This is a genomic window from Streptomyces roseirectus (genome assembly GCF_014489635.1).
Classification (GTDB): Bacteria; Actinomycetota; Actinomycetes; order Streptomycetales; family Streptomycetaceae; genus Streptomyces; species Streptomyces roseirectus.
Genome location: NZ_CP060828.1, coordinates 5,882,853 through 5,905,491, shown reverse-complemented (window position 1 = coordinate 5,905,491; position 22,639 = coordinate 5,882,853). Strand labels below are relative to the sequence as shown.

The 22,639-nt window shown below is 72.8% G+C and carries 17 protein-coding genes and 1 pseudogene; 13 read left to right on the top strand and 5 right to left on the bottom strand.

The window, feature by feature from the left end:
* The first annotated feature begins 105 nt into the window (after positions 1-105).
* The 8 genes from IAG44_RS25165 (at position 106) to IAG44_RS25130 (ending at position 13,186) form a co-directional block, all read left to right on the top strand.
* Entirely contained in the window at positions 106-1,482 is a 1,377-nt protein-coding gene (locus tag IAG44_RS25165; RefSeq protein WP_187749340.1) for an ABC transporter substrate-binding protein, read from the top strand.
* A 37-nt stretch (positions 1,483-1,519) separates the two neighbouring features.
* A complete protein-coding gene (locus tag IAG44_RS25160) occupies positions 1,520-2,800 on the top strand; it encodes a carbohydrate ABC transporter permease (RefSeq protein ID WP_343075749.1) in 1,281 nt (426 codons plus the stop codon).
* Positions 2,797-3,639, top strand: a complete 843-nt coding sequence (locus IAG44_RS25155; protein WP_246562063.1) for a carbohydrate ABC transporter permease — start codon at positions 2,797-2,799, stop codon at positions 3,637-3,639. The genes IAG44_RS25160 and IAG44_RS25155 overlap by 4 nt, the downstream gene beginning before the upstream one ends.
* A 119-nt stretch (positions 3,640-3,758) precedes the next feature.
* Positions 3,759-6,002 (top strand): bifunctional glycosyltransferase/CDP-glycerol:glycerophosphate glycerophosphotransferase, encoded by a 2,244-nt coding sequence (locus tag IAG44_RS25150; protein ID WP_187749337.1) that lies wholly within the window; start codon positions 3,759-3,761, stop codon positions 6,000-6,002.
* 1 nt (position 6,003) lies between these two features.
* Complete coding sequence (locus IAG44_RS25145; RefSeq protein WP_187749336.1) at positions 6,004-8,184, top strand: bifunctional glycosyltransferase/CDP-glycerol:glycerophosphate glycerophosphotransferase; 2,181 nt, start codon at positions 6,004-6,006, stop codon at positions 8,182-8,184.
* Between the two features lie 4 nt (positions 8,185-8,188).
* The gene (locus IAG44_RS25140) at positions 8,189-10,312 is read left to right on the top strand and encodes a bifunctional glycosyltransferase/CDP-glycerol:glycerophosphate glycerophosphotransferase (RefSeq protein WP_187749335.1); all 2,124 of its coding nucleotides are present in this window, start codon (positions 8,189-8,191) and stop codon (positions 10,310-10,312) included.
* A complete protein-coding gene (locus IAG44_RS25135; protein ID WP_187749334.1) occupies positions 10,309-11,592 on the top strand; it encodes a hypothetical protein in 1,284 nt (427 codons plus the stop codon). The genes IAG44_RS25140 and IAG44_RS25135 overlap by 4 nt, the downstream gene beginning before the upstream one ends.
* A gap of 37 nt (positions 11,593-11,629) precedes the next feature.
* Positions 11,630-13,186 carry a hypothetical protein gene (locus IAG44_RS25130; RefSeq protein ID WP_187749333.1) on the top strand — a complete coding sequence of 519 codons (1,557 nt, stop codon included), beginning with the start codon at positions 11,630-11,632 and terminating at the stop codon, positions 13,184-13,186.
* A 208-nt stretch (positions 13,187-13,394) separates the two neighbouring features.
* Here IAG44_RS25130 and IAG44_RS25125 read toward each other — a convergent pair whose 3' ends face one another.
* Positions 13,395-13,808, bottom strand: a complete 414-nt coding sequence (locus tag IAG44_RS25125) for an organic hydroperoxide resistance protein (RefSeq protein WP_187749332.1) — start codon at positions 13,806-13,808, stop codon at positions 13,395-13,397.
* Positions 13,809-13,952: 144 nt separating this feature from the next.
* Between IAG44_RS25125 and IAG44_RS25120 the strand changes: the two genes are divergently transcribed.
* Positions 13,953-14,456 (top strand): MarR family winged helix-turn-helix transcriptional regulator, encoded by a 504-nt coding sequence (locus IAG44_RS25120; RefSeq protein ID WP_246562060.1) that lies wholly within the window; start codon positions 13,953-13,955, stop codon positions 14,454-14,456.
* On the opposite strand, the gene IAG44_RS25115 is transcribed toward IAG44_RS25120, so the two are convergent.
* Positions 14,453-16,111, bottom strand: coding sequence for a glycosyltransferase family 39 protein (locus IAG44_RS25115; RefSeq protein WP_246562056.1), 1,659 nt, complete (start codon positions 16,109-16,111; stop codon positions 14,453-14,455). The two genes, IAG44_RS25120 and IAG44_RS25115, sit on opposite strands and share 4 nt — an antisense overlap.
* Positions 16,112-16,290: 179 nt before the next feature.
* Here IAG44_RS25115 and IAG44_RS25110 point away from each other — a divergent pair, with 179 nt between their 5' ends.
* The 3 genes from IAG44_RS25110 to IAG44_RS25100 are packed head-to-tail and all read left to right on the top strand — an operon-like array spanning position 16,291 to position 19,630.
* Positions 16,291-17,565 carry a glycosyltransferase family 87 protein gene (locus IAG44_RS25110; protein WP_187749329.1) on the top strand — a complete coding sequence of 425 codons (1,275 nt, stop codon included), beginning with the start codon at positions 16,291-16,293 and terminating at the stop codon, positions 17,563-17,565.
* 41 nt (positions 17,566-17,606) lie between these two features.
* Positions 17,607-18,587: a UDP-glucose 4-epimerase GalE gene (gene galE / locus IAG44_RS25105; RefSeq protein WP_187749328.1), complete on the top strand. Its 981-nt coding sequence runs from the start codon at positions 17,607-17,609 to the stop codon at positions 18,585-18,587.
* A gap of 50 nt (positions 18,588-18,637) precedes the next feature.
* Positions 18,638-19,630: an ADP-ribosylglycohydrolase family protein gene (locus IAG44_RS25100; protein WP_425508467.1), complete on the top strand. Its 993-nt coding sequence runs from the start codon at positions 18,638-18,640 to the stop codon at positions 19,628-19,630.
* 203 nt (positions 19,631-19,833) lie between these two features.
* Here IAG44_RS25100 and IAG44_RS25095 read toward each other — a convergent pair whose 3' ends face one another.
* Complete coding sequence (locus IAG44_RS25095) at positions 19,834-20,682, bottom strand: helix-turn-helix transcriptional regulator (RefSeq protein ID WP_187749327.1); 849 nt, start codon at positions 20,680-20,682, stop codon at positions 19,834-19,836.
* A 102-nt stretch (positions 20,683-20,784) separates the two neighbouring features.
* Here IAG44_RS25095 and IAG44_RS25090 point away from each other — a divergent pair, with 102 nt between their 5' ends.
* Complete coding sequence (locus tag IAG44_RS25090; protein WP_187749326.1) at positions 20,785-21,381, top strand: NADPH-dependent FMN reductase; 597 nt, start codon at positions 20,785-20,787, stop codon at positions 21,379-21,381.
* A 70-nt stretch (positions 21,382-21,451) separates the two neighbouring features.
* Here the strand turns inward: IAG44_RS25090 and IAG44_RS25085 are convergent.
* Positions 21,452-21,971 (bottom strand): annotated as a pseudogene (locus IAG44_RS25085) (response regulator).
* A 5-nt stretch (positions 21,972-21,976) separates the two neighbouring features.
* The gene (locus tag IAG44_RS25080) at positions 21,977-22,612 is read right to left on the bottom strand and encodes a TetR/AcrR family transcriptional regulator (protein ID WP_187749325.1); all 636 of its coding nucleotides are present in this window, start codon (positions 22,610-22,612) and stop codon (positions 21,977-21,979) included.
* Between the last annotated feature and the right edge of the window lie 27 nt (positions 22,613-22,639).

Genomic DNA, 22,639 nt, shown 5'->3' with positions numbered 1-22,639 from the left:
GACCCGTAGGACCGAAGTCGTAGACCCGTACAACCGAAGTCCATCAGCCAGTGAACCCACGGGACAACGCTCGACGTTCGACGACGAACGAAGAACGGGGCAGTGATGCGCAGCAGCACCAGCAGAACCGTGAAGACAGCCGCGGCGACCTTTCTCGCGGGAGCCCTGACGCTCTCGCTCACCTCGTGCGGCAGCGACGACGACAGCCCGAGCGGCGGCGAGAGCAGCAGCAAGGGAACGGAGACGACGACGGGGAGCGGGCTCACGCTTCCCAAGCTGAACGGCACCACGCTGGAGGTCGCCGCCGTCTGGTCGGGCGGCGAGCAGGCGAACTTCAAGAAGGTGCTGGCGGAGTTCGAGAAGCGGACCGGGGCGAAGGTGACGTTCGTCCCGGCGCAGGACCCGATCATCAACTTCCTGGGATCGAAGATCGCGGGCGGCAAACCGCCGGACATCGCGCTGCTGCCGCAGCCCGGCGCGATCAAGCAGGCGGTCGACCGGGGCTGGGCCAAGCCCGTGACGGGCGACGCGTTGAAGGAGGTCCAGAAGAACTACTCGCAGGGCTGGCAGGACATCGGCAAGGTGGGCGGCAAGCAGTACGGCGTCTACTACAAGGCCGCCAACAAGTCGCTGGTCTGGTACAACGCGAAGGTCTTCGAGAACGCGGGCGCGACCGAGCCGAAGACGTGGAGCGAACTCCTCGCCACCGCGCAGACGGTCTACGACTCCGGAGTGACGCCGTTCTCCGTACCGGGCGCGGACGGCTGGCCGCTCACCGACTGGTTCGAGAACGTGTACCTCTCGCAGGCGGGCCCCGAGAAGTACGACCAGTTGACCAGGCACGAGATCAAGTGGACGGACCCGTCGGTCGCCACGGCGCTGAAGACGCTCGCCCAAGTCTGGGGGAAACAGGACTACTTGGCGGGCGGCGCGAACGGTTCGCTGCAACTCCAGTTCCCCAACGCGGTGACGCAGACGTTCACCGGCGGCGACCAGCCGAAGTCGGCGATGGTCTACGAGGGCGACTTCGCGCAGGTCAACATCGGGCAGACGAAGTCGGAGATCGGCACCGACGCGAAGGTGTTCCCGTTCCCGAAGGTCGGCGACACGGTGCCGGTCGTCTCGGGCGGTGACGCGGCGGTGCTCTTCAAGGACTCGCCGGGCGCGCAGGCGCTGGCGGCGTTCCTGGCCTCGCCTGACGCGGCAACCGTCCATGCGGGGCTGGGCGGTTACCTCTCGCCGAACAAGAACGTCGACTTCTCGGCGTACCCGAACGACGTGCAGCGCACCATCGCCGAGGCGTTGATCAAGGCGGGCGACGACTTCCGCTTCGACATGTCGGACCAGGCGCCGCAGGCGTTCGGCGGGACACCGGGCAAGGGTGAGTGGAAGGACCTCCAGGACTTCCTGAAGAACCCGTCCGACGTCGCCGGCGCGCAGGCGAAGCTGGAAGCCAACGCCGCCGCCGCGTACGGGAACTGATTCGATGTCAGCTCATTCGGCCACGTCGAGGAGGAGCGTGACCGGCACCAGGCGGACGGTCGCGGCACTGTTCCTGCTGCCCGCCCTGGTGCTGCTCGGCGCGCTCGTGGTGTACCCGATCGGGTACTCGGTCGTCAGGAGTCTCTACGACCAGTCGGGCGACACCTTCGCCGGATTCGACAACTACCAGTCGCTCTTCACGGACGACGGCATCCGAACGGCCCTGAAGAACAACGTCATCTGGGTGGTGTTCGCGCCGGCCCTGACCACCGCGCTCGGTCTGATCTTCGCGGTGCTGACCGAACGGGTGCGCTGGGGAACGGCGTTCAAGCTGGTCGTCTTCATGCCGATGGCCATCTCGATGCTCGCGGCCGGGATCATCTTCCGGCTGGTGTACGACCAGGACCCGGACAAGGGGGTCGCGAACGCGGTCTGGGTGGGCGTGCACGACACGTTCGCCCAGTCCTCGGCGTTCCCGAAGGCGCACCCGGGACGCCAGTCGCCGCTGGTCGCGGACGGGGGCGGTTTCATCACCAAGTCGCCGGTGAGCGTGGGCGATCCGGTCACCCTGCCGCTGGTCGGCGTCGCCCCCGACCAGATGCCGGACGACGCGAAGCGCGCCGCGCTCAGGGCGCCGGAGCCGGGCAAGGTCACCGGCGTCGCCTGGCAGGACTTCACGCGCGGCAAGGGCGTCGGACGCCTCGGGCAGCCGGACGCCGAGGAGTTGGGGTACGCCGGGATGCGCGTCGAGGCGGTGAAGGACGGCAAGGTCGTCGCGTCCACGACGGCGCGCGGCGACGGCTCGTTCACGCTGCCCGACTCCGCGGACGGTGCTCAACTGCGGTTGCCCGCGAGCAACTTCAGCGAGCCGTACAACGGACTCGACTGGCTGGGCCCGTCGTTGGTGACACCGGCGATCATCGGCTCGTACGTCTGGATGTGGGCCGGGTTCGCGATGGTGCTCATCGCGGCCGGACTGGCCAGCGTGCCACGGGAGTTGATGGAGGCCGCGCGGGTGGACGGGGCGAACGAGTGGCAGGTGTTCCGGCGCGTCACCGTCCCGATGCTCGCGCCGGTCCTCGCCGTCGTCACCGTCACGCTGATGATCAACGTGCTCAAGGTGTTCGACCTGGTGTTCATCATCGCGCCGGGTTCCTCGCAGGACGACGCGAACGTCCTCGCCCTCGAGCTGTACCGCAAGGGTTTCTCGGAGGACCAGCCCGGGGTCGCGAGCGCCATCGCGGTGTTCCTGCTGCTGCTCGTCATCCCGGTGATGTGGTTCAACGTCCGGCGGCTGCGGCGGGAGGTGCGGCGGTGATCGCGAAACTGGTCGAGAAGGTCAACAGCGGCGCCGTCCGCGTCGTCCTGGTCGTCGTCGGGGTGTTCTGGCTGGTGCCGACGATCGGGCTGCTGCTGTCGTCGCTGCGGACGCCGGAGGAGATGAACGCGAGCGGCTGGTGGAAGGTGTTCGCCGAGCCGTCCCAACTCACCTTCGGGGCCTACGAGAAGCTGCTGGAGAACAGCGACATCACGGACTCGATCCTCAACACGGTGCTGATCACGGTGCCGGCGACGGTGCTGGTCGTCGTCATCGGGGCGCTCGCCGGATACGCGTTCGCGTGGATGGAGTTCCCGGGGCGGGACTGGTGGTTCCTGGGCGTGGTGGGCCTGTTGGTGGTGCCGGTGCAGGTGGCGCTGATCCCGATCGCCGAACTCTTCGGGAAACTGGGGCTGTTCGGCTCGGTGTTCGGGGTGATCCTGTTCCACACGGGGTTCGGGCTGCCGTTCGCGGTGTTCCTGCTGCGCAACTTCTTCGCGGAGATCCCGCGTGAACTCCTGGAGGCCGCGCGGCTCGACGGGGCGGGTGAACTCCGGCTGTTCGCACGGGTGGTGCTGCCGCTGGGCGGTCCGGCGATCGCGAGCCTGGGCATCTTCCAGTTCCTGTGGGTGTGGAACGACATGCTGATCGCGCTGGTGTTCACGGACGCCGACAGCCAGCCGATCACGGTCGCGCTCCAGACGCAGGTCAGGCAGTTCGGCAACAACATCGACATCCTGGCGCCGGGCGCGTTCATCTCGATGGTCATCCCGCTGGCCGTGTTCTTCGCGTTCCAGCGGCAGTTCGTGTCGGGGGTGATGGCGGGAGCCGTGAAGTAGACGGCTGTACGGCATCCGGGTGGCGTGCGCGTCCCCCGGATGCCGTAACCCTGCGTAACCAACGCACGTGGGAGCGCGTTGCCGGGCAGAACGCCCGCGCCGACCCATGGATGTCCCCCTTGCCCAGGTTCAGTGTCATCGTCCCCGCGTACCAGGTCCAGGCGTATCTGCACGAATGCCTCGATTCCGTGCTGTCGCAGTCGTACGGCGACTTCGAACTCATCGCCGTGGACGACGGATCGCCGGACGCCTGCGGCGAGATCATCGACGAGTACGCGGCCCGCGACGCCCGCGTGGTCGCCCTGCGCCTGCCGCAGAACGCCGGTCTGGGCGCGGCCCGCAACGCCGGGATCGCGCGGGCCCGCGGCGACTACCTGGTCTTTCTCGACGGCGACGACACCCTCGTCCCGGACGCGCTGCGGGCGATCGCCGACCGGCTGAAGGAGACGGGCGAGCCGGAGGTCCTGGTCTACGACCACGCGAACGTCCACTGGAGCGGCGAGCGCACCCGTGCCGCGTTCGCGGGGCAGCTCACCGAGCAGGGTCCGGCCCCGTTCCGGCTGGAGGACCGGCCGGGGCTGCTGCGGGTTTTGATGGTCGCCTGGAACAAGGCCGTCCGCCGTGACTTCGCCGCCCGCGCGGGCCTCGTCTTCCCTCCGGGGTACTACGAGGACACTCCCTGGAGTTACCCCGCGCTGATGGCCGCCGAGTCGATCGCGACGCTGGACCGCGCGTGCGTCCACTACCGTCAGCGCCGCCAGGGCAACATCCTCTCCACCACGAGCCGCAAGCACTTCGACGTCTTCGACCAGTACGACCGCGTCTTCGCGTACGTCGAGCAGCGTCCCGAACTCGCCCGCTGGAAGCCGGTGTTGTTCCGCCGCATGGTCGACCACCTCTCGACGGTGTTCACCCGGCCGGGCCGCCTGCCCCGGGAGGACCGCGCCGAGTTCCTGCGCAACGCCCGCGCCCACTACCGCCGTTACCGGGTCCCCGGCGCCAGGGTCCCGCTGCGCTCCCGGCTGCGCCACTCCCTCGTCCACTTCGGCATGCACCGCACCTACCGGGTAGTGCAGGCGGCGATGGCGCTGCGCGAGCGGACCGGACGGCTGTGCGCGAAGGCCCTGCGCGCGCTGCGGGCCGCGCTCCTCCAACTCCACTACCGCGTCCAGCTGAAGCTCCCCCTGCGCACCGACTCGGCGGTTTTCTCGGCGTATTGGGGGCGCGGGTACGGCTGCAACCCGGGCGCGTTGGAGTCGGCGTTCCGGGTGTTCGCGCCGCACGTGCGCACGGCGTGGATCGCCAACTCCCGTTACCAGCACACGATTCCGCCGGGCCCGCGCCGCATCGCGCCCGGCACGGCCGCGTACTGGACGGCGCTGGCCCGCTCCAAGTACCTGGTGAACAACGTCAACTTCGACCGCAGGCTGGTGAAGCGGCCCGGCCAGGTCTTCGTGCAGACCCAGCACGGCACCCCGCTCAAGCACATGGGCCTCGACCTCCAGGACCACCCGGCGGCCGGCCGTGACATCGACTTCGCGGAGCTGCTGCGGGGCGTCGACAAGTGGGACTACGTCGTCTCCGCGAACCGGCACACCACCCTCACCTGGCAGCGGGTCTACCCCGGCGGCTACGAGACCCTGGAGACCGGCTACCCCCGCAACGACCTTCTGTTGCAGGCGACTTCGGACGACGTCGCGCGCATCCGTGCCTCCCTGGGCATCCCGCACGACACGGTCGCCCTCCTGTATGCCCCCACCCACCGCGACTACCGGCGCTCTCAGCGCGTCTCCCTCGACCTGGAGCGGGTCCTCGCCCGGCTCGGCGACGGGTTCACGATCCTGGCCCGCGCGCACTACTGGCAGCCGGACGTCCTGCCGCGCGGCGGCCGGGTCATCGACGTCACGGACCATCCGAGCGTCGAGTCTTTGTGCCTCGCGGCGGACGCGCTCGTCACCGACTACTCGTCGATCATGTTCGACTACGCGGTCCTGGACCGGCCGATCGTCGTCCACGCGGACGACTGGGAGGCGTACGAGGCGGCCCGGGGAACCTACTTCGACCTGCGTGCCTTCCCGCCCGGCGCGGTCGCGCGCAGCGAGGACGAGCTGATCGACATCTTCGCCACCGGCCACTGGCGCGGCTCCCGCTCCGCCGAGCTGCGCGCCGCGTTCCGCGACCGCTTCTGCCCCTACGACGACGGCCGCGCCGCCGAACGCGTCGTGCGGCGCGTGGTGTTGGGCGAGGACCCGGCGACGCTGCCGCCGGTCGTGCCGCTGACCGGGCGCAGTGCCGCGGCGCCGGCGCGGGCGGGGATCCCCCGGCCGGTGGAGGGCAACTCGGTGCCGGTGCGGGGGCGTTGAGGTGGCGGACGCGTGCCCGCCCCGGTTCAGCGTCGTCGTCCCGTCCCACGGTGTCGCGGGCCGGCTCTCCCTCGCGCTGGACTCCGTCCTCGCCCAGCGTTTCCGGGACGTCGAGGTGGTCGTGGTGTGCGACGGCCCCGGCTGCCCGGCCGCGACCGTGGTGGCCGGGTACGCCGAGCGGGACGCCCGGCTCTGCCTGGTCCACTCCCCGCCGTCCGCCGGGCTGTCCGGGGCCCGCAACACCGGTCTCCGCACGGCGCGCGGGGCGTATGTGCTGTTCCTCGACGGGGACGACCGTCTGGCGCCGGACGCCCTCGCCGCCGTGGCCGCGCGGCTGGCGGAGACCGGCGAGGTGGACGTCCTGCACGCCGAGCACGAGCGCCTGCCCTGGTGGGAGGGCGAGCCGTCCAACCCGACGGCCAAACTCCGGGCGCCGAAGGGGGTGTTCGCCCCGGCGCAGGCCCCGCATCTCACCGGGGTGGAGCAGCCGGCGTGGAGCGCGGTATACCGGCGGGAGTTTCTGATCGCGCATCAGATCACGTTCCCCGACGGTCACTTCACCGACATCGGTTTCGGGGGGCTGGCCGCTCTGCACGCCGAGCGGGTCGCGTTGCTGCGCGAGGTGGTCGTACGGCATCTGCTGCGCCGGCAGGGCGGGCGGCTGAACCTGCCGGGCGAGCACCACCTCCAGCTCCTGGACCAGGCCGAGCTGGTGCTGTGGCGGGCGGTCGAACTCCGGCTGCCCGCCGAGCGGTTGAGGCCGCTGTTCGGGCAGCTCTTCGCCACCGTCCTCAAGACGGCCGCGCATCCGGACCGGTTGACGGGGTGGCGGCGCCGGGCGTTCTTCCGGCGGGCGGGACGGATGTACCGGCGCTACCTGCCCGCCGGTTTCCGCAGGCCGGGCGGGAGCCTCGGGGTGCAGCACGTGCTGCTGCGGTTCGGCGCGTTCGCCCTGTTCCGGGCGATGCGGCGAACGCACCACAAGGTGTCGGCGATCAAGCCGCCCCGCCTCCCGCTCCCGAAGCGCACACCCCAACCGCCTCCGCTGGACCCCCACTTGGCGGTGTACTGCGCCTACTGGGGCCGGGGCTACGCCTGCAACCCGGCCGCGATCCACGCCAAGGCCGTCCAACTCGCCCCGCACATCAGGTCGGTGTTCCTGGTCGAGCCGGGCCGCGAGAGCGCCGTCCCCGAGGGCGTCGAGCACGCGACACTCGGCAGCCGCCGCGCCGGGGAGCTGCTGGCCCGCGCGACGTACCTGGTGAACAACGCCAACTTCGCGGCGAGCGTGGTGAAACGCGAGGGCGCGGTCCACCTCCAGACGCAGCACGGCACGCCCCTGAAGACGATGGGCGTCGACCAGGCGACGTACCCGGTGGTCGCCTCGGTCACCGGCAGCTACACCCACCTGATGCGCAAGGTGGACCGCTGGGACTTCAACCTGTCGGCCAACTCCCACTCCACCCAGGTCTGGGAGCGCGCCTTCCCCGGCTCGTACGAGCACCTGGAGTACGGCTATCCGCGCAACGACGTCTTCTACACCGCGACCGCTGACCAAGTCGCCGCGCTCCGGCGGGCGTTGGGCGTCCCGGACGGCAAGACGGCCGTCCTGTACGCCCCGACGCACCGCGACTACCACGCCGGTTTCGAACCCGGCCTGGATCTCGGGGAGTTCTGCGAGGCGGCCGGCGAGGACGTCGTCGTCCTGCTGCGGGCGCACTACTACTACGACCGGGGCGTGCGGCTCGGTGCCGGGCGGGTCGTCGACGTCACCGGGCATCCGTCGGCGGAGGAAGTCTGCCTGGCCGCCGACGTGTTGGTGACGGACTACTCCTCGATCATGTTCGACTACGCCAACCTGGACCGGCCGATCGTGGTGTACGCGCCCGACTGGGAGGTGTACGCCGAGACGCGGGGCGTGTACCTGGACCTGCCGGCGCAGCCACCGGGCCCGGTGGCGCGGACGCCGGAGGAACTGGCGCGGGTGTTCGCCGAGAAGGCGTACGCGTCCGGGGAGTCGGCGGCGCTGCGGGCCGAATTCCGGGCCAGGTTCTGCGAGTTCGACGACGGACGCGCCGCCGAGCGGGTCGTGCGGCGGGTGTTGCTCGGTGAGCCCCCGGAGGCGCTGCCGCCCGTGATCCCGCTCGCCGAGCGGACCCCCGCCCCGTCGGTCAGGAGCTGACAGCATGCCCCGGTTCAGCGTCATCGTGCCCTGTTTCAACGTCCAGAGCTTCCTGCGCGAGTGCCTGGACTCGCTGCTGGCCCAGTCGTTCGGGGACTTCGAGGTGATCGCCGTCGACGACTGCTCGCCGGACGGCAGCGGCGCGATCCTCGACGCGTACGCGGCGCGCGACGAGCGGGTGCGGGTGCTGCACCTGGCGCAGAACGTGGGCCTGGGCCGCGCCCGCAACGCGGGGGCCCAACTCGCCGTCGGGGACTACCTGTTCTTCCTCGACAGCGACGACACCCTCACCCCCGGCGCCCTCGCCGCGATCGCCGACCGGCTGGCGGAGTGCGGCGATCCGGACGTCCTGGTCTTCGACTACGCGCGCGCCTACTGGTGGGGCGGTGTCCGCAGGAACGTCCTCGCGCACCTCCTGAGGGCGACCGACGGGGTGTTCACGGCGGCTCGACTCCCGCAGGTGCTCGACCTGATGATGGTCGCGTGGAACAAGGTGCAGCGCCGTGACTTCGTCGAGCGGCACGGCTTCGCGTTCCCGCCGGGCTACTACGAGGACACGCCCTGGACCTTCCCGGTGATGTTCAGCGCCGAGCGGATCGCGCTGCTCGACCGGATCTGCGTCCTGTACCGCCAGCGCCGCCAGGGCAGCATCCTCTCCACGACCTCCGCCAAGCACTTCGACGTCCATGAGCAGTACGGCCGCGTCTTCGCGTTCCTCGACTCCCGCCCGGAGCTTGCGAGTTGGCGTCCGTTCCTGCACCGCAAGATGGGCGAGCACTGCCTCGACATCCTGGGCAAGCCGAACCGGCTGCCGCCCGCCGACAAGCCTGAGTTCTTCCGCCGTTCGGCGGAGCTGTTCCGCGCGCACCGGCCGGACGAGGAATCGATTCCGCCGGAACTGCGGGTGCTGTACGGGAGTTGGGCCGCCTACCTGGCCCGGCAGCGCGCGGCGGCCCTGCGCCGGCGGCTGCGTGCGGCGGCCGAGAAGCGCGCCCGCCGCACGGTCGCCAGGGCCCGGCTGAACCGGCGCCTCGATCCCAACCTCGTGCTGTACTCGGCGTTTTCACACCGGGGTGTCCTCGGCGACCCCGCCGCGATCTACCACAAGGCCCGCGAGATCGCTCCGCATCTGCGCGGCGTGTGGGTCGTCCGGGACGACGCGGCCGGGGTGCCCGACGGGGTGGAGCGCGTCGCGCCGGACTCCCGCGCGTACCGCCAACTGGCTGCCAGAGCCGCGTACTTCGTCAACAACGTCCCCTGGCCCGGCGCGCTCGTGAAGCGGCCCGGCAGCGTCCACATCCACACCCATCTGGGCACCCCGCTCAAGTACATGGCCGCCGACCTCCTCGCCAAGCCCGGCGCCCGCTACGGCCTCGACGTGCCGCGCATGCTGCGCCAGGCCGACCGGTGGGACCACAGCCTGGTCGCCAACCTGCACTCGGAGCTGGTGTGGGAGCGGGCGTACCCGTGCCACTTCGCGTCGGCCCGCACCGGCAGCCCGCGCAACGACGTCCTCGTAACGGCCTCGCCGGACCGGGGAGTTGCCGTCCGGGACCGGCTCGGCATCCCGGCCGGTAACACCGTCGTCCTGTACGCCCCGACCCGCCGCGACCACGTCCGGGGCGGGTACGCCGAGCGCGTCGACCTCGCCCGGTTCGCCGCCGACCTGGGCGAGGGCCACACCCTCGTCGTCCGGCTGCATCCCTCGCTCGCGGCGGGCCCGGTACGGGGGTTGGGACTCGCGGAGCTGCACCGGCGCGGGGTGCTGGTCGACGCGACGGACGAACTCCACGTGGAGGAGGTCATGTTGGCGTCGGACGTCCTCGTCACCGACTACTCGGCCCTGATGTTCGACTACGCCAACCTGGACCGCCCGATCGTGGTCCACGCCGACGACCTCGCCACGTACACCGCCGCGCGGGGCCTGTACTTCGACGTCACCGCCGAGCCGCCCGGTCATGTCACGCGTGATTACGGGGAGTTGGCGGAGCTGTTCGCGTCCGGCCGCTGGCGGGACGAGGAATCGGCCCTGGCGCGCAAGGAGTTCCGCGCGCGGTTCTGCGCGTTCGACGACGGTCACGCCGCCGAGCGCGTCGTCCGGACCCTGTTGCAGGGCGAGCCGGGGTGACGACGCGTGCGTGGGTGCTGGTGCTGGCGGCGCTGTTCGCCGTGTGCCAACTCGCCCATGTGGACGGGCGGGACACGCCCGACTCGAAGAACTACCTGTCGTACGCGCTGTCGTTGAGCGGCTACGGGAAGCGGGAGGCAGCGGCGGCCACGATCGGCTACGTGTGCGCGGGCCGGGGTGCGACGGCCGCGCGGCGGCAGGGCGTCGACGTCACGCGGTTCCGGGAGCCCTCGCCGGGGGCGCGGGTCGCCGCCGCGTGCCGGGCGAAGGAGTGGCGGGCGGTCGAGGCGCGGCTGCGGGCCGGTCAAGTCGGCGGCCACACCGTGCCGTTCGCGTCCGAGCGGTTCATGCGGATCTTCGAGGCGCGGCCTGGGTATCCGGCGTATCTCGTGCCGTTCACCGGGCTGTTGGGGGTGAGGTGGGGCGTGTGGGCGGCGAGCGTGACCGTCGCCGTGCTCGGCGGGCTGCTGGTCTTCCTGGTCCTGCGGACGCTGCGCGCCCCGCCGTACGCCTGCCTGACCGGCCAGGCCCTGTACTACCTCCTGCCGGTCGGCACGACCGCGATGCGCCCGATGACCGAGGGCCTGATGCTGGCGCTCACCCTGACGGCCCTGTGGGGGTGCGCGCTCGCCCTGGACGGCCGGGTCCGCGCGGGCGCGTGCCTGATCGCCGCCGCGCTGGCCGCGCTGTTCACCGTCAAGCACTCCCAGGCGCTGTTCCTCGGGCTGTGCCTGGGCGGCGCGGCGGCCGTCTCCTGGTGCCTGCGGCGCGGGCGCGGGCTCGCCGCGATCGCGGCCGTGGGGCTGTGCGGGGTCGTGGGGACGCTGCTGCTGGCCCGGCTGCTGCGCTTCCCGTCGGCCTCGGAGAGCGTGCAGGACCTGCTGACGGGGCATTTCGCCCAGCCCGACCGGGAGCGGCCGTGGAGCGAGCTGGTGCGGCTCGAGGCGCGGTTCTGGGTGGAGTGGGGGCGGCGGCAGCTGTGGGAGCCGCTGCTGCTGGTCTCCGTCGTGGCCGGGGTGGTGGGGGTACTGCGGCGGCGGGCGTTCGGGGTGTGCGCGGTCGCGACCGGGTGCACGGGGGTGCTGACGCAGGCGGGGCATCCGGACATCGGCATCTGGGGCGGGCGGTTGATCGTGCTGGTGTGGGTGGTGCCGGTGGTGGGGGTGCCGCTGCTGCTGGAGAGGTGTGATGTTCGGGGTGCCGGGGAAGCGGACGGTGTTCGTGTGATCGCCCGACAGGGTGACCGGCGGCTAAAGCCGCTCGCCCCGCCGGGAAAGTAAGCGGAATGCTGCTTTCCTCCCCGTTTCCGTCCGCCCGGTGAGCGCCGGTGCCCTGACCCGTCGTCCCACGCGCGGGGCGACGGCGTTGCGCGGCGGCCGGGTGTGGCGGCCGACCCCCTACCAGGTGGCCGGGTTCGTGTTCTTCCTGGTGATGACGCTGGCGTGCTGGCGGGTGCCGCCGTGCTGCGACGCCGGGCAGCACGCGGCGGTGATCGAACGGCTCAGGGCGAACCTCCTGGAGCCGCGTCACCCGACGGCCGACCTGCCGGGCGCGGGCAGCCCCTACTACTCGCCGTACGCGCTCACGCAGGCGGTGTTCGCGCGGCTGACCGGGCTGACGGGCTGGGAGGTGCTGCGGCTCGCCGCGCCGGTGAACCTGCTGGTGCTGCTCACCGGGATCGGCCGCCTCGTGCGGGTGCTGACGGCGCGCCCGTGGGCGCCGGTTCTCGCGCTGGCCGCGCTGACGCTCCTGTGGGGCACCGAGCGCGCCTGGTGGAGCGGCTACCTGGGCCTGATGTCGATGACCGGGACGCTGCCCTACCCGTCCGCGTTCGCCGCCGGCCTCACCTTCTGGGCGTGGGCGCTGACCGGGGCACGCGCGCGTGACGTGCGCCGGGTGCGGTTCGTCGGGCCGCGCGGGACGCGCGGGTTCACCGGGTACGCCGTCCTGGGGGCGCTGTACGGGGTGATCCTCCTGGTGCACCCGATCACGGCCGTGGCCGCGTTCCTCGGGGGCGCGGCGTTCGTCCTCGGGTGGGAGCGGGGCCCGCTGGCGGGGGCGCTCGCGCGCTGGGCGACGGCTCTTTGCGCGGCGGTCGCCGTCGCGGCCGTCTGGCCCTACTTCGACGTGTTCGCGCTGGCCGGGGACACCGGCGTCGACGGCATGCACAAGCGGCTGTACCGCGATCTGTGGGGCCACTTCTGGCTCGCGCTGCTCGGGCTTCCGGCGCTGTGGGCGCGGGCGCGGCGCTCCGCCCGGGATCCGCTGGTGCTGCTGTTCGTCCTGGAGTGCGCGGTGGTGGCGTACGGGTGGGTCAGCGGGCACTACACGTACGGGCGCGTGCTCGGGCTCACGCTGGTCCCGCTCCAGTTCGCGCTCGCGGTCGCGCTGGCGGCGCCCCGGCCGTGGGGAGCCGGACGCCGGGTGCTCGCGGGGTGCGCCGCCGTCGCGGCCTGCCTGGGCCTGTGGACCGTCCAGGCAGGTGCGGTCGTCCCGCGCGCGCTGGACCCCGTCGGTTTCGCCCAGCCGCCCGACTGGCCCTCCTACGACTGGGCCGCCCGGCACATCCGTCCCGGCGAGGTCGTCATCACCGACGGCTACCACGCCGTGCACGCCATCGCCGGGTACGGGGCGAACCTGGCGGCGCCGGCCTGGCCGGACGCGGCGCTGGATGCGCGTGCGCGTGAGGCGCGCCTCGCGGACGTCCGCGCGTACCTCGCGCCCTCGTCCGGCCTCGCCGAGCGGGCCGCGCTGGGGCGGCGGTACCGCGTGCGGTGGCTGCTGCTGACGCGGTGGCATCCGGTGCCGGAGGAGGCGGTGGTGGTGGCGTGGAGCAGGCGGACGGGGGAAGTGCTGGCGCGGGTTCGGTACTGAGCGGGTGGGGCCGCGCGGGTTCGGTTGCTGGCGGGGTGACGCGACACGCCGAAGGCCCCTCCGGCTGCCTGGAAGGCCGTTCCGTCCAGCCGGGGGATAGTGGACGGAACGGCCCACCGGGCGGTCTGAGGGGCCGCTGGGGGCGTTCTCGGGGGCGTTGCGGCCCTCGCCGGGGCGGGTTCGGTGACCCGCCCCGGGGGAGAAACGATTACTCGATGACGAGGTCGACCTCGACGTTGCCGCGGGTGGCGTTGGAGTACGGGCAGACCTGGTGGGCGGTCTCGACGAGCTTGCGGCCGGTGGCCTCGTCGACCGTGTCGGGAAGCTCGACGCGGAGGGTGACCTTGAGGCCGAAGCCCTCGCCCTGCTTGCCGATGCCGACCTCGGCGGTCACGGCGGCGTCACTGACGTCGACCTTGGCGTTGCGGCCGACGAGGCCGAGCGCGCTGCCGAAACAGGCGGCGTAACCGGCGGCGAAAAGCTGCTCCGGGTTGGTGCCCTGGCCGTTGCCGCCCATCTCCACGGGGATCGAGAGGGGGAGGTCGATCTTGCCGTCGGAGGAGACGGCGCGTCCCTCGCGCCCGTGGGTGGCGGTGGCGACGGCGGTGTAGAGCGCGTCCATGGTTGAAACCATCCCTCTTGGAGAGTCGTGACGGGGGTGGCCGGCCCTTTCGCGTCTCCGCTTCGGGACCGCCTCACGGAGATAAGTAGAGCACACAATTAAGTTGTGCACAACTGAATGGCCCGCAAGCGCTACCCTGGTGGCATGAGCCCGACGACGCCGACGCCCGCCGCAGCCGAAGAGAGCTGGCTGCACCTGGACCGCCAGATCTGCTTCTCGCTGCACGCCGCCTCGCGCGCGTTCAACGGGGTCTACCGAGTGATCCTCAAGGACCTCGGCCTGACCTACCCCCAGTACCTCGTGATGCTGGTCCTCTGGGAGGAGGGCGCCCTGCCGGTCAAGAAGCTCGGCGAGCACCTGCGCCTCGACTCCGGCACCCTCTCGCCCCTCCTCAAGCGCCTGGAGACGGCCGGCCTGGTCCGCCGCGAACGCAGCGCGCGCGACGAGCGCTCCGTCGAGGTCCAGCTCACCGAGGAGGGCACCGCCCTGCGCGCGCAGGCGCTCCAGGTGCCCCGCCGCATCCTCTCCGCGACGAGCTTCGACCACGAGCAGATCCGCGTCCTGAAGAGCCAGCTCGACACCCTGACCGAGGCCCTGGACGAGGCGGCGCTGTCGGAGGCGCGCGCCGGGGAGCGAGGCCGCGCCTAGGCGCCCGTCGCGCCCCGGTCCTTGCGGACGTACAGCCGGATCACCGTGCCGCGCAGGACGGCGACCTGGCGGGGCACCGCCGCGACGAAGTCGTCCTTGACGAGGGCCAGCTTGGTCTTCTCGACGGGCTCCTCGGGCGCCCACCGGCTGCCGCGCCACAGGGCGTGCGACTGGGAGACCACCCAGAGCCGGTCGACGCCCGCGAGCTTCGCCCGCACCTCGGCCGGGGAGAGTTCCGTCCCGTAGAGCGTCCCGGAGGCGGGGCCCGGGACGTCCAGCGTCATGTCGCGGGTGCCCCGGAAGTCCGCCGGGTAGGCCAGCGCCGACCGCCGCGAGATCGCCGGCAGGTACAGCACGGCGTCCCCGGGCCGCATCAGGCGCGCGGCGGCGGCGCCGACCTCGGCGAGGTCGTCCCCGCGCGAGGCCGTCGTCCGCTCGAACCGCTGCTCCGGGAGCTGGAACGCGAAGGACCCGGCGATCGCCAGGGCCCCCGCGAGGGCGACAGCCCCCCGCAGCGCCATACGGACGCGCGGGCGCCCAGGCGGGTTCCCGGTGGACGGCCCGTCGGCCGACGACTCCGACGGGCGCGTCTGCGGGACGACGGCCAGGCCGCGCCCGTCGGAATCGTCGGCCCGCGCGGGCGCGCCCGCCGGAACGGGGTCGAGCCTCAGGGCCAGGGTCGGGGCGTCGACGCGCGCGGGCGGGACCTCGGCGGCGTCTCCCGCGCGCGGGGCGACCCTGCGGGCCAGGAGGGACAGGCCCCGCAGCACCCGGTCGGCCCCGGCGGCGGCCAGCAGCGGCGCGCCCGCGAGCGCGTACAGCACGTACCGGTCGTCGTACATGGGCCGTTCCTGGGAGACCAGGAGCAGCGCGGCGGGCGGGACGACCAGGAGGGGGGCCGCGACCGTCGCGACGGACAGGCGGCGCCGGCTCGGCAGGGCGACGACGGCGAGCAGCAGGCAGGTCCAGTAGACGGCGCCGTACATGCCGATGAACATGTGCGCCAGCCGCTCGACGCGCTCCATGTCGGGTCTGGTCAGCCAGGACACCTGCGCGGACTGCCCGTTGGAGATGTACGCGAGGGGCGCGAGGACCAGGACGACGGCCGCCGCGGAAGCCAGCCAGCGCGTCCACGCGCGCCGGGCCGCCCCGCACAGCACGAGGGTGACGCCGTGGGCGAGCAGGACCAGCACGGCGAACTCGTGCAGCAGGCAGGTGACGGCGAGGGTGAGGCCGTAGGGCCACCAGGGGCCGCCGTCCAGGGCTCGCAGGAGCAGGTAGGTCGCGCCGATCGCGCCGGCCGCGACGAGGGCGTACGAGCGGCCTTCCTGGGCGTAGTGGGAGACCATCGGGGTGCACGCGAACAGCAGGCCCGCCCACAGGCCCACGCGCGGGCGGGCGAGGCGGGTGCCGATGGCGGCGACCAGTCCGGCGGCGACGGCGGCGCCGACGACGGAGGGCAGCCGCAGGGTGACCTCGCTGGCGTGGACGGTCAGCACGCCGTGCATGAGCAGGTAGTACAGGCCGTGGACGGCGTCGACCTCGTGCAGCAGGTGCCAGATCTGGGGCAGCGAGCGCTGCCCGACCTCGTAGGTCACCGCCTCGTCGCGCCACATCCCGCCGCGGTCGATCCGCCACATTCCGAGGGCGAGCATGACCGCGACGGGGACCGCTATGGCAGCGGTGGCGGTTAGACGTGTGCGCGCGAGGCGAGTGGTCGTCACGGGGCGATTCTGCGGCATCTGGGCCATAGGAGGGGTCTTACCGGGGATTCACTGTCTTCTAGGTGTCCATTGGCGCAGCAAACGGATACGTCCCGCTTACGATCCGGCAAATGACCACCCCTTCCACCCGCCTTCGGAGCGGTGTGAAGAAACGTCACCGCCTGCTCGCTCTCGGCGCCGGCTGGCTCGTCACGCGCGCGTCGATGCTCTGGCTGCTCACCCACAGCGGCTCCCCCTGGCTCGGCCGGAGCGGCGTCGGCAGTGAGGTGTGGCGGCTCTACCACGACTGGTACCTCGTCCTCGTCCACGGCACGTTCCCCACCCACGACACCCTGTGGCAGTACCCGCCCGGCGCCGGAGCCGTGATGCTCTCGCCCGCGCTGCTGCCGTTCCTGACGTACTTCCAGGCGTTCGTCGTCCTCACCCTCCTGTCCGACGCGGTGACGACGGCCGTCCTCGCGCGCGCGGGCCTCGCCCCAGGGCGTTCGCTGGCGGGCGCCGCCCTGTGGGTGTGCGGTCTGCCGCTCCTGCTGCACATCCCGCTGGCCCGCTACGACGTGCAGGTCACCGCCCTGGCCGTGGTCTCCCTGGTGGCCATGGCGCGCCGCCCGCGCGTGGGGGGCGTTTTCGCCGCGCTGGGGGCGCTGGTGAAGGTGTGGCCGGCGCTGCTGCTCCTGGGGGCGCCGAAGGGGCGTCCCACGCGCGCGGCGTGGGCGGGGGCGGCCGTCACGGCGGTCACCGTTCTCGCGCTCCTGACGGCCGCCTTCGACCACCCGTTCTCGTTCCTGCGGGAACAGGGCGGCCGGGGTGTGCAGATCGAGTCGCTGGGCGGCACGGTCCTGCTGTTCGCCACGCACGCGGGCTGGCCGGGGGTGGTCCGCTACCAGTACGGCGCCATAGAGTTCGTCGGCCCGCACGTCGGCGCGGTCGCCGACGCCTGTCTGGCGCTGACCGCCGTCGCCTTCGGTCTGCTCCTGCTGTGGCGTCTGCGCGCCCGCCGGTTCACGTCGGCCACGCCGTTCGACGCCGCCCTGTGCGCCGTCCTGCTGTTCACGGTCACCAGCAGGGTCATCAGCCCGCAGTACATGATCTGGCTGGTCGGGCTCTCGGCGGTGTGCCTGACCTCGCGGCACACCGTGCAGCGGCCCGTCACCGCGCTGGTGCTGGCGGCGACGGCGGTCAGCGCGGTCGTGTACCCGGGGATGTACTCCACGCTCGTCTCCTGCTCCTGGACCGGCTGCTTCCTGATGCTGCTGCGCAACGGCCTGCTGCTGTCGGCCGCGGTGTGGTCCTTCGTCCGCCTGTGGCGCGCGACCACGGGCCGCGGCGAGAGCGGCACGGAGAGTTATCCACAGGCTCGGCGCCGGGAGCCGGCGCCTGCTTGACTGGGGTGAGCAAGCCGGTACGTGGAGGGGAAGGGCCGTACATGACGTGGCTGATCACAGGGGGCGCCGGGTACATCGGGGCGCACGTCGTCCGGGCGATGACCGAGGCGGGCGAGCGGACGGTGGTGTACGACGACCTGTCGTCGGGCATCGCCGGGCGGCTCCCGGCCGACGTCCCGCTGGTGGAGGGGTCGGTGCTGGACGCCGGGCGGCTGGCGGACGTGCTCGCGGGGCACGGTGTGACGGGCGTGGTGCACCTGGCGGCGAAGAAGCAGGTCGGCGAGTCGGTGGAGCGCCCGCTGCACTACTACCGGGAGAACGTGGAGGGGCTGCGCGTCCTGCTGGAGCAGGTGACGAAGGCGGGCGTCGCGTCCTTCGTCTTCTCCTCCTCGGCGGCCGTCTACGGCATGCCCGACGTCGATCTGGTCACCGAGGAGACGCCCTGCCTGCCGATGTCGCCCTACGGGGAGACGAAGCTGGCGGGCGAGTGGCTGGTGAACGCGACCGCGCGGGCGACGGGCCTGTCGACGGCCTGCCTGCGCTACTTCAACGTCGCGGGCGCGGCCGAGCCCGCCCTCGCCGACACCGGCGTGTTCAACCTGGTGCCCATGGTCTTCGAACGCCTCACCGTCGGTGAGCCCCCGCGCGTCTTCGGCGCCGACTACCCCACGCCGGACGGCACGTGCGTGCGCGACTACATCCACGTCGTCGACCTCGCGGACGCCCACGTCGCGACGGCCCGCGCCCTCCAGGCGTCCCCCGGGCGCACCCTGACCCTCAACATCGGCCGCGGCGAGGGCGTCTCCGTCCGCGAGATGATCGACCGCATCTCCGCCGTCACCGGCCACCACCTGCCCCCCACCGTCCTCCCCCGCCGGGCCGGCGACCCCCCGAGCGTCGTCGCCTCCGCCGAACGCGTCTGCGCCGAACTGGGCTGGCAGGCCAAGCACGACGTCCAGGAGATGATCACGTCCGCCTGGGAGGGCTGGGTGCGCCTGCACCCGGAGACGGCACGGCAGTAAGCCCCCTGCCGGACCGGGCGGGGACAGAACGGCGGGAAGAACGGGGGGACATGATGCCGGCACCGGACACGACGGCGGGCTCCAGCACGCCCTACCGCCTCTCCCGCGCCACCGGCGCCGTCCTCGGCTCGGCCGTCGGCGACGCCCTGGGCGCCCCCTTCGAGTTCGGCCCGGAGGGAGCCTTCTCCGCGCGCTTCCCGCCGGGCGTCCGGGCCGTGGAGATGTGCGGCGGCGGGGGCTGGGACCCGGGTGAGGCCACCGACGACACGCAGATGGCCGTCCTTGTCGGGGAGTCGCTGCTGGAGTGCGACGGGTTCGACCCCGCGGACGTGTTCCGGCGGTTCCGGCGGTGGGCGGCGGGCGACCCCAAGGACATCGGCCTCCAGACGGAGGCGGTCCTGACCGGCGGGGACCCGTGGGACACCGCTGCCGCGCTGCACTTCCAGGTCAGTCAGCGGGCCGCCGGGAACGGTGCGCTGATGCGGGCGGCGACCTCGGCGGTGTACTTCGCCGGCCGGGGCCGGGCGGCCACCCTCGACGTCGGACGCGGGCTCGCCGCGCTGACTCACGGGGACCGCGCGGCCGAGGAGGGCACCGCCGCCCTGCACGAGCTGATCCGGGTCGCCCTCACCGGGCACGACCCCCTGGCCGCCGTGCCGGAGACCGTCGCGCTCCTGGACGCCGGTCACCGCGCGCGGTACGCCGTCGTCCTGGACCCCGGCTGGCACCCCGACCTGGCGACCGAGTTCAACGGCGCCGTCTGGCCCTGCCTCGGCTCCGCCGTGTGGGCGCTGCGGACCACCGGTTCGTTCGAGGACGCCCTGCGGGCCGCGATCGACCTGGGCGGCGACACGGACACCGTGGCGGCCGTCACCGGCGCGCTCGCGGGCGCCGTGTACGGGGTGGCGGGGATACCGGAGCGGTGGGTGCGCGCGCTGCACGTGCCGTTGCCGGGATTCGGGGGGCGGGTGCTGAGGGCGGGTGAACTCGTGGAGCTGGCGGGGCGGTTGGCGGCGCGAGGGCTTCAGGAGGGGGCGGTGTGAAGGGGCGTGCGGGAACTTCGTGCGGGGGTGGAGGGCCCGTGTGCCGTCGTGAGAGGGCATCTCTGCGGCGTGGGTGGCCTTCCCTGCGGAGTGGGCCTTCTCGGCGTCGTCGGGGGTCTCCTCGCCGTCCCGGGGGCCCGCCCGTCGCCCTGGCGCGTGGCCCCGCCGACGGTCCCGCTCCGTGCCCGCGTTCCCGCCGAGCCCTACGAGATCGCGCGCAGGCGCCTCTCCGGTTGCTGCCCGGCCTTGTGGAGCAGATCCGCCAGGGCGCGTTCCGTCGGCTCGTCCGCCGGGAGGAAGACGACCAGTTGCTGGGCGTCGTCGGGGAGTTCGAGGGTCTGGCGGGTGAGGCGGAGGGTGGGGCCGGAGGGGTGGGCGAGGTGGAGGGGGCCTCGGTGGGGGACGACGTGGCGGTCGAGGCGGCCGGCCAGGGCCTCGCCGGCGTCGGGGACGAGGGTCTCGGTGGACCAGGCGAAGGCCGAGGCGGAGGGGCCGAGCCAGAGGTCGAACGCCTGCTCGTCGGCGACGTCGTCCCAGTCGGGGAAGAGGGCACGCGCGCGGGGGTCGGTGAAGACGTAGCGGGTGAGGTTGGGGGCGTCGGCGTCCAGGAGGCCGGTTCCGGCGGTCAGGGCGGCGAAGGCGGGCGTGTGCGCGAGGACGTCGCCCAGGCGGTTGGTGACCATCGCGACGCCGGGCTCCAGGAGGCGCAGGGTCGCGAGGACGGCCGGGCGGACCTCGCGGGGCGCGGGGGCGGGCTGCGGGTGCGAGGGGCACGTGCCGGCGGTGATCTTCGTCAGGTAGCGCAGGTGAGCGCGTTCCGCGCGGTCGAGGCGGAGGGCGTCCGCGAGGGCGTTCACCACGGCGGGCGACGGGTTGCGGTCGCGGCCCTGCTCAAGGCGGGTCAGGTACTCGACGCTGACGCCGGCCCGCGCGGCGAGGTCCGAGCGGCGCAGCCCCGGCGAGCGGCGCCTGCCCCGCTCCGGCAGCCCCAGCTCGCCCGGCTGGACGGCGTCCCTCCTGGCCCTGACGAAGTCCCCCAGCGGTGTCCCCATGCCGCGAGGATACGACCGCCCCGGCGCCCTCAGCGTGGCCCTGCGGGGGCCAGCCTCAAGCCGGTCTGGCAGGCAGGCGCCCGCGCGCCGAGGGTGGGCGGCATGGACAACACCAAGCCCAGGCTCGTCATCGTCGTCGGCAGCGTCCGGGAGGGCCGGTTCGGTCCCGTCGTCGCCTCCTGGACGGCGCGGCAGGCCCGTCTGCACGGCGGGTTCGACGTCAAGGTCGTCGATCTCGCCGACGTGGACCTCCCGCTGGAGCTGCCGGCCGCGTCCCCGAAGCACGCCGGGGACGACTACCCCCGGCCCGCCGGGATGGCCGCACTGACCGCCGCGCTCGACCGCGCGGACGCGTTCGCCGTCGTCACCCCCGAGTACAACCACAGCTACCCGGCCGCCCTGAAGGCCGCGATCGACTGGCACTTCACGCAGTGGGCGGCCAAGCCGGTCGCCTTCGTCAGCTACGGCGGCGCGGCGGGCGGGCGGCACGCCGTGCTGCACCTGGAGAACGTCCTGACCGAGCTGCACGCGGTGACCGTTCGCGACGGCCTGGCGTTCCCGAACTACTTCACCGCGTGGGCGGACGGCAGCCCCGCCGACCCCCAGGCGGGCGGGTACGCGAAGGTCCTGCTCGACCAGTTGGCGTGGTGGGCGCGGGCGCTGCGGACGGCTCGGGCGGCGGCGCCCTACCCGGGATGAACGCGGGGAGGCACGCGGGCGCGGGCGCGCGAGCAGAGGCTCATCGCGCCTGCGCGCCCCCGCCGGCCCCTCACGCGTTGTTCAGATACGCCAGCACCGCGAGCACCCTCCGGTGCCCGCTGTCGCTCGGCGGCAGTCCCAGCTTCAGGAACACGTTCCCGATGTGCTTGCTGACCGCCCGCTCGGTGACGACCTCCGGGTCGAGCGCGGTGCCCCCGGCGGCGACGCGCTCCAGGGCGTCCAGGAACTCGTCGACACGGCCCACCCGGTCCTTCAGCAGGTAGCCGACGCCGCTCGCGCCGCCGCCCAGGAGCTCGGCGGCGTACGACTCCTCGACGTACTGCGAGAGCACCAGGACCGGCAGCCCGGGGATCTCCTCGCGCGCCCGCAGCGCGGCCACCAGGCCTCGTCACGGAAGTCCGGCGGCATCCGCACGTCCAGGACGGCGACGTCGGGACGGTGCTCCAGGAGAGCCGGAACGATCTCCGGGCCGCTCCCGGCGACGGCCGCCACCTCGTGGCCCGCGGACGTCAGCAGCAGGACCATGCCCTCCTCAGCAGGGCGTTGTCCTCCGCGATCACGACCCGCACGGCCGTCACAACGCCTTGAGCGCCGCGGCGGTCGCCCGCGCGAGCCGCGCCGGATAGGTCTTGTCGACGCCCTGGCGCACCACCAGCGCGCGCCAGTACGTCGGCCCGGAGACCAGGTCGAGCGCCAGCTCGTCGTCGAAGTCCTTGCCGATCTCGCCGCGCCGCATCGCCGCCAGCAGGATCTTGTTCGCGACGCCCTCCTGGCCGTCCCGCAGCGCCTTCTGCACGGCCTCGGCCATCTCCGCGTTGCGGGCCGCCTCCGCCTGGAGGTCGGGGATGATCTGCGAGGCCACGGGGTGGCGCAGCGCGCGCGACATGAACTCGTACAGCAGCCTGAGGTCGCCCTCCAGGCTCCCCGTGTCCGGCACGGGCAGGCCCTGTACCGCGACGGCCGAGACGATCTCCAGGACCAGGTGCAGCTTCGACTTCCAGCGCCGGTACACGGCCGTCTTGCCGACCCCGGCCCGGCGCGCGATGCCCTCGATCGACATCCGGCCGTAGCCGACGGACGCCAGCTCCTCGAAGACGGCCGCCCTGATGGCCTCCGTCACATCCTCACGGAGCACCGCTGCCCCGGCCGGCGCCCTACGGCGCGTCCGCGCTCCGGCACCCTCGGCGTTCGTCGTCATGCGCCCCAGCATAGAACGTCGCGACGAAACGGTCCCGTC